General features: G+C 59.0%; 8 protein-coding genes. 7 read left to right on the top strand and 1 reads right to left on the bottom strand.

Features of this window, described 5'->3' with window-relative positions; translation table 11 throughout:
* The first annotated feature begins 23 nt into the window (after positions 1-23).
* The gene (locus tag LAN61_05930; protein MBZ5540045.1) at positions 24-1,748 is read left to right on the top strand and encodes an AMP-binding protein; all 1,725 of its coding nucleotides are present in this window, start codon (positions 24-26) and stop codon (positions 1,746-1,748) included.
* Positions 1,749-1,776: 28 nt separating this feature from the next.
* Here the strand turns inward: LAN61_05930 and LAN61_05935 are convergent, their stop codons facing one another.
* The gene (locus LAN61_05935) at positions 1,777-2,688 is read right to left on the bottom strand and encodes a phenylacetic acid degradation operon negative regulatory protein PaaX (protein MBZ5540046.1); all 912 of its coding nucleotides are present in this window, start codon (positions 2,686-2,688) and stop codon (positions 1,777-1,779) included.
* 153 nt (positions 2,689-2,841) lie between these two features.
* Here LAN61_05935 and LAN61_05940 point away from each other — a divergent pair, with 153 nt between their 5' ends.
* The 6 genes from LAN61_05940 to LAN61_05965 all read left to right on the top strand — a co-directional run bounded on the left by LAN61_05940 (position 2,842) and on the right by LAN61_05965 (position 11,168).
* Positions 2,842-2,997: a hypothetical protein gene (locus tag LAN61_05940; protein MBZ5540047.1), complete on the top strand. Its 156-nt coding sequence runs from the start codon at positions 2,842-2,844 to the stop codon at positions 2,995-2,997.
* Between the two features lie 40 nt (positions 2,998-3,037).
* On the top strand, positions 3,038-6,340 hold the full coding sequence (locus LAN61_05945; protein ID MBZ5540048.1) for a TonB-dependent receptor: 3,303 nt from the start codon (positions 3,038-3,040) through the stop codon (positions 6,338-6,340).
* 156 nt (positions 6,341-6,496) lie between these two features.
* The gene (peaA, locus tag LAN61_05950; GenBank protein MBZ5540049.1) at positions 6,497-8,095 is read left to right on the top strand and encodes a quinohemoprotein amine dehydrogenase subunit alpha; all 1,599 of its coding nucleotides are present in this window, start codon (positions 6,497-6,499) and stop codon (positions 8,093-8,095) included.
* A 201-nt stretch (positions 8,096-8,296) separates the two neighbouring features.
* The gene (gene peaB, locus LAN61_05955) at positions 8,297-9,724 is read left to right on the top strand and encodes a quinohemoprotein amine dehydrogenase maturation protein (protein ID MBZ5540050.1); all 1,428 of its coding nucleotides are present in this window, start codon (positions 8,297-8,299) and stop codon (positions 9,722-9,724) included.
* A complete protein-coding gene (gene qhpC, locus LAN61_05960; GenBank protein MBZ5540051.1) occupies positions 9,721-10,050 on the top strand; it encodes a quinohemoprotein amine dehydrogenase subunit gamma in 330 nt (109 codons plus the stop codon). The genes peaB and qhpC overlap by 4 nt, the downstream gene beginning before the upstream one ends.
* A 143-nt stretch (positions 10,051-10,193) precedes the next feature.
* Positions 10,194-11,168 carry a hypothetical protein gene (locus LAN61_05965; GenBank protein MBZ5540052.1) on the top strand — a complete coding sequence of 325 codons (975 nt, stop codon included), beginning with the start codon at positions 10,194-10,196 and terminating at the stop codon, positions 11,166-11,168.
* The last annotated feature ends 26 nt before the right edge of the window (positions 11,169-11,194 follow it).

An 11,194-nucleotide genomic window follows, 5' to 3' on the forward strand; every position in this document is an offset into this window, starting at 1 on the left:
TCTGCGTGCGGGATGAGCCAATTATGACGGTGGGAAACTCAACCAATAATCGTTTGAGCTATTGTCACGGAACGGGGCCGCTTCCCCTCCTGGGGCTTTGTGTGGGGCAGGTGCTGGACGATACGGTCCAAGCGCACCCGGACAATCCGGCGCTCATCGCCCGGCACCAGAACAAGCGCTTTACCTACCGGGAACTCCTGCGCGAGGTTGAACAGGCAGCAAGAGGACTATTGCGGCTGGGAGTACAGAAGGGTGATCGGATTGGAATCTGGTCCACCAACTGTGCGGAATGGGTGGTGGCACAGTTTGCCGCGGCCAAGATTGGGGCGATCCTGGTCAGCATCAATCCCGCCAATCGTGCATTCGAACTGGAACATGTCTTGAGGCACTCCGAATGCCAGACACTCGTGCTGGCCCGGAGTTTTCGCGATTGCGACTACCTGGAGACGTTGTGGCGTCTCTGTCCGGAATTGGTTCGCAGCCGGCCCGGTGGCTTGCAGTCCGCCAGGCTGCCCAGCCTGAAGAATCTGATCCTGATCGGAGAGGGGCCAGTCCCGAACTGCATGTATCGTTGGGAAGAACTGTCCGATATGGGGAAAGCTTTACCCGCCGGAGAGCTGCAGGAACGCGAAGCATCCTTGGAGTTCGACGATCCCATCAGCCTCCAGTACACCTCAGGCACTACCGGCATGCCCAAAGGGACCATGCTCACCCACCATAATATGGTCAACAATGCTTTTTTTGCCGGTGCCAGCATGAACTTGACACACCGTGACCGGCTCTGCATTCCGGTCCCTTTCTACCATTGTTTCGGCATGGTCCTGAGCAACCTGCTGTGCGTGTTGTCCGGAGCGACGATGGTTCTTCCCGCCGCGCATTTCGACGCTTTGGAAACTCTGCGGGCAATAGCCGAGGAACGCTGCACGGCAGTGCATGGTGTGCCGACCATGTTTATCGCGCAACTGGAGCACCCCGAGTTCAGCCGCTTCGATCTGAGCATGCTGCGCACTGGAATTGTCGGCGCTTCCCCCTGTCCGATCGAGGTGATGAAGCGCGTGGTGCAGTCCATGCACTTGCGGGACTTAACGATTGCCTACGGCCTCACCGAGGCTTCTCCCCTGATCACACAAACCAGCACCGGCGTTTCCGTGGAACTCCTGGTTACGACTGTGGGCCAGGCGCTGCCGCACACCGAAGTGAAGATTATTGATGTAGGGACAGGGATGACTGTCCCGGTTGGCGTGCAGGGAGAGCTGTGTGTTCGCGGATACATGGTGATGAAAGGCTATTACAAGAACGCCGAGGCCACCCGGCTGGCGATTGACGAAGACGGCTGGCTGCATACGGGAGACCTCGCCACGCTGGGCGATGACGGATATTTCAGGATCACCGGACGAGCCAAGGACGTCATCATCCGGGGCGGGGAAAATATTTATCCGGGGGAAATCGAGGAGTTCTTGTACACATGTCCCGGCGTCAGCAACGCGCAGGTGATCGGCGTGCCGGACGCGAAGTATGGAGAGCGCATCGTCGCATGGGTAAAACTGGAACCCGAGGCCAAGTTGACCGCGGAAGAGATCATGAAGTTCTGCGAAGGCAAAATCGCCGCGTACAAGGTTCCCAAGTTCGTCAAGATTGTTGATTCTTTCCCGATGACCCTGAGCGGGAAAATCCAGAAGTTCAAGATGCGCGAAATGACCATCCAGGAACTACAGTTGAAGGGAACGGCTAATACGGGGAGTTCCTGAGGAGGATACGACAAGCCGATCTCTCCGGCTATACCGCCTCGTAAAATCCTTGTAGCACCCTTTGGCGCCCCTCTTGCTGCTCTTTCTGAGTATGAGACGGCCCCACAAAGATGTGTTCGAAATAGTGCAACGCCCGCTCGGCGAGCAAAAGATAACAATCACGGAAGATGTGCCAGGCTTCATCGCCTAACCAGCCTTCGGGCAGGAGTTCGGAGGGGAGCTCGGGATCGTTGTGCAGAAACTCGCCGAACTGGTGCAGCAGATGGATTCGGGTGGCGAAGCAGACGTTCTCTGGCGGGGGCTGGCCGCGGCGGAATTTAGCCGCGTAATCCTGCCTGCGAGGTTCCCAAGCATTAATGAAGTGACGGTACTGAGTCTGTATGGCGTCCAGATCCCAGCACCTTCTAACCAACGCGGTATTTGTCAGGCCGCTCACTTGGTGGCCGCGGAAGATCTGTACGTGTGCATCCAGCTTGCGGATGGCCAGGTGCCGCAAGGTGACCTCGACGACAGCTTTTGGACTGATCCAGGTGGCCGAGTTTAGAGGACCGAAGCCCAGCCAGTTCAATTCATGGCGAAGGCGGTCCCGGTGATGGCGCAGCCTCTCCGGCAGGGAGTAGGTCAGAATCGTCCACTGCCCGTCCCACCGGCTGCTGTGATGAGCAAAGATTCTGGGACGCGCCTCCTCGAGTCGCTCACGCCCCATTCTTGTCAGTGCGTAGTAACTGCGGTTGTTTTCGACGCTCCGTTCGAACCAACCTTGGGAAGTCATTCGGCACAGTGCGCTGCGAATCGTACTTACGGGCAGGCCCAGCTCGGAGGTCAGCTGGAGCAAGCTGGCGATGTAGATGGAGCCGCCGTAATGTTGCACGTAGTCGAAATAGACTTCGAAAATAGCCCGGTGTGCTTTGTATGATGTCACGGACGAGGTCGTGTTCATTACGCAATGCACGCTACGAGAAAAGCGCACCCATGATACATCCTCCCTGTTTCAGGGAAAGGAAAATCAGCAATAAAATTAAGCCTAAGATGCCTCTTGACATGTTTAGGCGCTTTCCATAGCATTACGCTCCAACCGAGAAGCGTGTACCAAATGCAACGTCAGACCGAAGCTCCGCCCTCGCCGGCTGCTTCGGACATGGGGGGCGTGGAGTGGTTGCACCGCCGCAAGCCAACGGCCTGGTTGACACCCGTGGCCCTCGATCCGCGCTCGTCAAACCCCATCTCTCCGCAATTCATGTGCGCCTGAAACTTTCCATACCCGGGAATGCTTGCCAGAGGAGGAACTCATGCCTTCGTGTAATCGTCGGAGCTTCACCTGTGTAATTGCTGCACTGGCTGTGATTTTGTTCTGGGGCGATGTATGCCACGGGCAGTTGACCAACTCCACGCTAGTGGGGACGGTGCAAGATACGAGCGGGGCGCCGGTTGCTGGCGCCACCGTGAGCGCTCGCAATACGGCGACTAACGAAAGCCGTTCCGACACCACGAATGCCGACGGAATGTATCGCATTCCCAATCTCCCGCCCGCGGTCTATGAACTGCGCGTGGGTAAGGCTGGTTTCAAGAATGTGATCACGTCCGGCGTCACATTGCACGTGGGGGAGACTTCGCGAGTCGATGTGACCCTGCAGGTCGGTACCGTGGCGGAGACGGTGGAGGTGACCGGGGGCGCGATTTTGGTGAATACGGAGGACGCCGGCACGACGGATATCGTCGAACAGAAGCAGGTGGAAGAGCTTCCGCTGATGCGCCGCAACATCTACCAGTTGCCGGTGATGGAGCCGGGGACGACCCCGACGCACGTTCAGGTGCCGACCTACTACAGCAACTCCTCCTACGACATGAGCTTCGTCACCTACGGGAAGAGCATCCGGGCGACCAATTTCATGCTGGACGGCGCGCCCAACAATGACAATGGCCTCGGAGGGGTGCCGGCGATTGCCCCCATCCTGGATGCGGTGCAGGAGTTTCAGGTTTCCACCAACGATTTCGCCCGCGAGTTCGGGCGCAATTTTGGCGCCGATATCAACGTGGCCACCAAGTCGGGAACCAATTTGATCCACGGTTCGGCGTGGGAATTCCACCGCAATGCCGCCCTGAACGCGAAAAACTTTTTTGACGCAGAGAACCCCTCGGCGCTGATCCAGAACCAGTTTGGATTCACCCTGGGCGGGCCCATTCAGAAAGATAAAACATTCTGGTTCATGGCGTATGAAAGCTTTCGCGAAAAACGTGGCACGACCCGCGATGTGCAGGTGGAAACCCCGCAGTTGCGCCAATGGGTGGCTGAGAACGCTCCGAATAGCGTCGCCAACTATCTGTTCACAAATTTTCCTGGGCCCTCCACTATTCTTCCGGGCACCGGCGTAAGCTTGGACATCCAGGGCGGTGGCCTTCCCGATCTTGGGACTGGCGTGGGCCAGGCTGTCAATTACACCACCAATGACGAATACATCATCCGTGTCGATCACAACTTCGGGATCAAGGACAAAGTGTTTGTCCGCTGGGCGGACTTCTACCCCCGGACCAGCGGTGCGGGTGAACTCACCACCATCGGCGGGCTGGGGCGGCAGATGCGCGGCTTTCGGCGCCCGGCGGACGGCACTGTCCGCAACCTGGCGGTAGGTTACACGCACATGTTCGGCCAGAGCATGGTGAACGATTTCCGTTTTGGTTACCTGCGAAATCAAGCCACCACTAGCGCCTATCCCGAAACAGTCCCCAACATGGTGATGCTGGACTTCACGCTGGGCTTTGGCTCGGACTTCTTTTTGCCGATCAGCTTCCGGAACAATGAAATCAACTTCAAAGACAACCTCTTCGCCACGCGCGGAAACCACGGATTGAAAATGGGAGTGGAATTTAACAACGATCGGGAAAACGGCACTTTCGATGCGGCCGGCCGCGGTGTTTTCGTCTTTCTGGGGCTTCCCGACCTGGTGAATGACTCTCCCCTTGCCTACCTGGTCCAAATTGATCCGGTGGCCGGAACCAGCATCGTCAATAGCCCCAATGACGTGCGGAATTTCCGGCGCAATGACGTGGCCTGGTTCTTCCAGGACGACTGGAAGCCAATGAAGAACCTGACGATCAACGCAGGGGTCCGCTGGGAATATTTTGGCGTGATCAAAGAGACCAACGGCAAGCAAGCCGGTATGACCCTGGGACCGGGGAATAACATCCAGGATCAGCTCGTCGGGGCCAGTGTCGGCCCATTGAGCGAAATGTACTCTCCCAACTACAAGAATTTCGGTCCTCTGCTCGGCCTGGCCTGGGACCCCACGGGCAAGGGGAAATTTTCCGTGCGCGCCGGGTGGGCCATCAACTTCGACCGCATCCATAACGATCTGATGAGCGAGCCGGCCCGCTTTACGCCGCCCTACGGCGCGTTCGCGGTGAGCGTCGCTGATTATACAGACCCAGTAACCTGTCCCATGCCCGATTACACGATCAGCAATGTGTTCCAGTATCCGCCGGTCTTGCCTGCCGGCTTTGGCGGGGGACTCGATGCAAACGGATTCCTGGGCTCCTGCTTGTCCGGCGGGTTGATGTTGATTGACCGCAACCTCCGCACTCCCTACGTGGAGCAGTGGAACCTCACCCTGCAGTATGGTTTGGCGAACGACTGGATGTTGGAATTGAGTTACGCTGGAAATCAGGGCCACAGGCTCGCCTTCAGCAACGACCCCAATCGCGTAACCGGAGGTTATGGGGGGTTTCCGTACAACCGTCCCAACAACACCATGGCCAATCTCTATTACCTGAGTACCACCGGATACTCCAACTACAACGGGGCTTCGGTGCAGCTGAAGAAGCGCTTCAGCCATGGCTACCTGTTGCAGGGCAGCTATACCTTCGGGAAAGTGCTGAATATTCAGGACGACGCCAATGCCGGCGACTTCAGCGGCGCGGGAACCGGATACAACGGGACGCAGGACGCCTCGAATGTGCATCTCGACTACGGGCGTTCCAGCTTTGACGTCCGGCACCGGATCACCGTGAATGGCGTGTGGGAAATCGGACCGCTCTCCAAGTACGGATCCGTCGTGCACACCATCCTGGGCGACTGGCAGCTCAACGCCATCGCCTCGTACGAGTCGGGAAGACCGTTTACGGTCTCCAGCTCGGTCGTGGATTACAACACCGATGGCGGAGGAGCGGCGCAGGCCCCTCCTCAGGGATCTGCCTACGATCGCCCGGACACCCCGGCCTTTGGCAATAGCGTGGGATGCCGTTCGCCGCACGATTACGTGAATGGTCTCTTTACCCCTGCCGATTTTCCAACGCCGCCGGTGAGTATCAACGGGAACGGTTCGAACGGGACCCTGGGACGCAACACATTCTGCGGTCCCAACTTCAAATCCTTGGATCTCTCCCTGGTGCGGAATTTCAATGTCCCCTTCATGGGCGAGCGGGGCAAGATTCAATTCAAGGCGGAAGCGTTCAATGCCTTCAATCGCGTAAACCTGTTTCTGCCGGATGCTGATTTGGGCGTCGCCCTGTTGCAGGCGACCCAAACCACGTTTGGCAAGTCCACGCAGGCGTACACGCCGCGCGAACTGCAGTTCGGATTGAAGCTCACCTGGTAACGCGCGAAGCGCTATTTGCTGCGCATGCGGCACTTTGCAGAGCAGGGAGAATCTCATGAGTTCCACCGCCAAGATGGCTAAGTTTCAGATTCCTTCCGGGAAGATGCAGCGGAGTGATCCGGAACGATTCGGAATCTTCAAAGCCGGAGTAACCTCATGAACCGGAAGCAAGGGATTGGTTTGCTCACGCTTCTCTGGAGTCTGCTCGCCTGTGCCGTTGCGGTGCAGGCCGAGGGCTTACCTATTAAGAGCCAGTTGGTTCGTGATACGTGCGGCGCGTGTCACCAGGTTGATTCCGAGCAGCGCATGAGCCGCATCTCCTACGTCCGGAAAACACCGGAAGGATGGGAGGAGACGATCAGGCGCATGGTGCGGCTTCACAAGCTGCAGATCTCGCCGGCAGACGCCCGTCAGGTTGTCCAGTATCTTGCGGACAATCAAGGCCTGACTGCTTCCGAACTGGACAAGATCTCCTACGCGTTGGAGTTCCGTGAGCAGACCGAGCAAATTCCGAACGATGCCGTGAAAGCCGCCTGCGCCACGTGCCATAGCTACGCCAAAATAGCGGCGCAGCGGCGCAGCAGGGAGGAATGGTTCAAGCTGAAGGACTTCCTCCTGGCCATGTTTCCCACCATTGTTTACCAGCACCGGCAAATCGACTGGACGCACACGGCCGACGAAGCCCTGGCCTGGCTGGCCGATCAGTACCCTCTGGAGACCCCGGAATGGCGGCGCGAAAAGGGACAGCCTCCTCCCGGCGCGGGCCGCTGGCTGGTAATCGGCCACCAGCCGGGTCAAGGTGACTACGCCGGTATCATCCGTGTTACGGATACCCCCGATGGAGGCCGGCAGACGCAGACCTCCGTGGAGTTTGCCGACGGCACCAGGATGAGCAGCTCCGGCAAGGGGCGGTGGTTTGGCGGCTATTCTTGGCGAGGCAGCTCCGAATGGCAGGACGGGCGCAAGGCGCGCGAGGTGATGCATCTCTCCGCGGATGGGAAGGTCCTGCGCGGCCGGTGGTTTATCCTGCAACACACGGAATTGGGCGCGGAGGAGGTTCGCTACCGGATCGAGGAGGGCCAAGCGCGCCTTGCGGCAGTTTTCCCCCAGGCGGTGAAGCGGGGAGCCACTGTGGCGCTCATGATCTACGGCGCAAACCTGCCGGATGTCATGAAACCCGGCGCTCTGAACTTGGGCGATGGCATCACAATCGAGAAAATCAGCGAAGCGTCAGCGGAGAAGATCATCGTTCAGGCGAAAGTCTCGCCCGATGCCAAGATCGGTTTACGGGACGTGCGCGCCGGCGCGGTTACCGGCGCGGGATTGCTGGCCGTCTATGACGCCGTGGATTACCTCCGCGTTTCCCCGCAGAGCATTTTGGCCCGAGTGGGCGGTGAGCGTTATCCAAAGAAGTTCGCGCAGTTCGAAGCGCATGCGTTCAGCAATGGGGCCGATGGTGTGGCCGGATCGGCCGACGATCTGGACCTGGGCCCGGTGAAGGCTTCTTGGAAACTGGGGGAAGCCTTTACTTCCTACGATGACAACGATCTGCTTTTTGTCGGCAGCATCGACCAGAACGGCCTGTTCACCCCCGCGGTCGAAGGGCCGAACCCGGCGCGCCGGCGCAGTACGAACAATGCCGGCGATGTCTGGGCGGAGGCCAGCTATACACCGGTGGGCGCTAGTCAGGAATTGAAGGCCCGGGCATTCCTGCTGGTCAGCGTTCCTGTCTACCGGATGAACCTCATACCCTGACGCGAGGCGCAATTGATGAGTTTGAGAGCGCACATTCCCCAGGGATTTTTTCCGCTCTCGGGGCTCGTCCCCCGGATGCCGCCGGCGGAGCCTGTCCTCCCTGCCGAAAAGATCCCCGGCTTGTCCCAATTGGAAGAACCTTCGCAACCCGGCGTGCAGCTGGGTGAAGTTCGGGAGTTCCGCGCAGGAGGGAAGCCGTACGTGTTTGTTGCGTCGGTTACGGCGATCTTCGGCCTGGATGAGCTGGGTGCGGAACTGTTGCAATTCCTGCGGCCGCAGAGCGGGACACTGGCGGCGACCGCGGCAATTCAGGTGCCCGCGTCCCGGCACGTTTCTCTCCGGGAAATCTTTTCCACATTCCGGGCGCGCTACACACGGCAGCAGATCGTGGAAACGTTGAAGGAACTCCGCGGGATCGGGGCCTTGCGCTTTCTGGGCTTTCGGGATCAGGGACTGCAAGAGCCGCCCCCGCAGCTTCCGCCGCTTCCTTTCCCGCAGCGCACCCTGGTCCTCAGCGTGGCCAATGATTGCAATCTCGGCTGCAGTTACTGCTTCGCCGCGCAGGGCGACTACGGCGGACCGCGGCGCATGATGAGTCAGGAGACTGCGCGGAGCAGCGTGGACTTTTTGCTCGCCAATTCCGGCGAGCACAAGACCGTGACGCTGGTTTTCTTCGGTGGAGAACCGCTGATGAATCTGGCGGAGATCAAGCGGCTGGTGGCTTACGCGAACGAGGCCGGACGCAAGGCTGGCAAGCAGGTGGAATTCACGATGACCACCAACGCCACGTATCTCACCCCCGAGGTCATCGGCTTTCTAAGCGACAATGCCATCGGCGTCAGCGTAAGCATTGATGGACCGAAAAAATACCATGACCTGCGGCGGACCTATAAGGATGGGCACGGGTCCTACGACTTTATCCACCCGCGCATTCTGAACCTGCTGCGCAACCACAAGACCCGCCAGGTTGCGGCGCGTGCGACCCTCACCCATGGGGTTACCGCAGTGCGGGAATGTTTCTGGCACCTCATGGAGATGGGGTTCCACGAAGCGGGCTTCGCTCCAGTCACCTCTGCCGCGCAGCAGGACTATGCCCTGACACCGGAGGAATTGTGGGACGTGCTGGACGAATTCCGGCACCTCGCCGGAATTTACGTGCAACGCGCGCTCCGTAACGAGTACCTGGGCTTTTCCAACCTTACCAATCTCCTTTCGGAACTGCACGCGGGCTATGTAAAGGCCTATCCCTGCGGTGCGGGTCTCGGACTGCTGGGTGTGGGCGCCAGCGGAGACCTGCATCTGTGCCACCGCTTTCTCGAGTCGAGTGAGCACCGCATGGGCAATGTGCGCGAGGGCCTGGACCTCGAGAAACAGTCCGAATTCTTGCGTCGCGCCCATTTGAGCAACAAGACCGGCTGTCAGACCTGCTGGGTGCGGCATATCTGTTCCGGTGGCTGCCACCACGAGGCGTACACCCGCCACGGGCGGATGTATGAGGCCAATTCGCATTACTGTGAATGGATTCGCACCTGGATCAACCTGGGGCTGGAGTGCTACGTGGAAATCATGGACAAGAATCCCGGGTTCATCGAGCGGTATATCGAGAAGCGAGGAGCAGGAAGATCATGAAACACGTGAAGGCGCTCAATAAGAAGGCAAGAATGTTCGAAGAGAAGCAGCAGGAACGCGCGGCGGCGGCCGAAGAGGGCGACGTGCGCGCCATGCAGAACCAGACGCTGGGCTGCTCCCTGGTCTTCGATCCCGGGTGGGAAACCGATTCCACCGGCGGTGTGACCGGCCTGTGCCAGCCGGTGGAGTCCGATCTGTACGGTTGTTATGACGACTGCTGGTGGCCGGCTCAGCTGCCCGACCAGCTCACCAACTACCTGGAGTGGGCGGACAAGTGTGCGGCGGCAGAACGGGATTGGCGCCAGCTGGATCTGATTTATCCATAGTCGAAGTGAGGGAGGTTTTCGTGATTCCCATGATGCCTGCCACTGCTCCTTCTCCATGGCGCGGCGCAGTGTTGCTCGTTCTTATTTTTCTCGTCTTGTTCGCTCCTTTTGCAAGCGCCCAGAGCTCTTCTCCTGAGTTGTATGTGATCGGCATCCATCCTCGCGGAATCGCCATTCTGGATGGCAGCCGGGATGAAATCCTGGCCGAGATTCCCACGCAGGGTCGTACCGTCAAGGATATCGAGCCCTCCCCCGACGGCAAGCGTGTGTATGTGACCTCCGAAGCGCGCACGCAGATCGAGGTCGTGAATTTGCAGGAACGCAAGGTGGAAAAGGTCTTCAAGATAACGCCCCCGGGGCAGCGCTTGATCATTTTCGGGATGGTCCTCAGCCACAAGGGCGACCGGCTGTACGTTCATGTGAAACCCGTGCAGCTGCTGGCCGACGAATTTAAGGTGCTTCCCCCGGAAATATGGACGGTGGACGTGAACACCGGGGAGACCCGCAAGGTCCTCGAAGTGCCGCATGGAATCTGCATGCTGACTCTGACCCCTGACGATCGCCGTCTGGTCGCCTGGGGGCGCGACCTCTACTACATTGACCTTGCCCAGAAGCGCATCGTAGATACCTTTCCCTTGATGACCGTCCGCCAAGCGGGTCACAGCGAATACAACACCCTGCCAGTCTGGCCGCTGTATGAGCGCAGCGGGATCGCCAGCGTGCCGTACTACACGGTCGATCCCGTCACGAAGAAAGAACTGTTCGGGCTGGCGCAACTGGATGTGGATACCGGAAAGATGCAGTTGGTGGAATTGGGGGCGCCGGTCCCGCTCTATTCGTCGGTCGTATCTCCCGACCGCAAGCGCGCCTATGCCGTGATGAACGTGCTTGTCGTCGTGGATCTCCAGCAAAAACGGGTGCTGCAGATTTTGGACGTGAATCGCACGCACTATGTTCTCAATATCAGCAAGGACGGCAAGAAGCTCTACGCGGCCGGGGCGGGGCGCAGCATCGAAGTCTTCGACACGGCCACGATGAAACGGATCAAAACTGTGGAGCTTTCCGGCGATCCCGGCGTATCCTCGTTCCGCGCCCTGCCTGCGAACGCTATGCAGTAAGGCGTCGCCAATCGCCAGCAGGAGGG

It is taken from the genome of Terriglobia bacterium (genome assembly GCA_020072785.1).
Taxonomy (GTDB): domain Bacteria; phylum Acidobacteriota; class Terriglobia; order Acidiferrales; family UBA7541; genus Acidiferrum.

Bases quoted from the DNA above. Each gene is read 5' to 3' on its own strand.
- LAN61_05940 (MBZ5540047.1), top strand. From the start codon at position 2,842: ATGCAACGTCAGACCGAAGCTCCGCCCTCGCCGGCTGCTTCGGACATG.
- LAN61_05930 (MBZ5540045.1), top strand. From the start codon at position 24: ATGACGGTGGGAAACTCAACCAATAATCGTTTGAGCTATTGTCACGGA.
- peaA (MBZ5540049.1), top strand. From the start codon at position 6,497: ATGAACCGGAAGCAAGGGATTGGTTTGCTCACGCTTCTCTGGAGTCTG.
- LAN61_05935 (MBZ5540046.1), bottom strand. From the start codon at position 2,688: ATGAACACGACCTCGTCCGTGACATCATACAAAGCACACCGGGCTATT.
- qhpC (MBZ5540051.1), top strand. From the start codon at position 9,721: ATGAAACACGTGAAGGCGCTCAATAAGAAGGCAAGAATGTTCGAAGAG.
- LAN61_05945 (MBZ5540048.1), top strand. From the start codon at position 3,038: ATGCCTTCGTGTAATCGTCGGAGCTTCACCTGTGTAATTGCTGCACTG.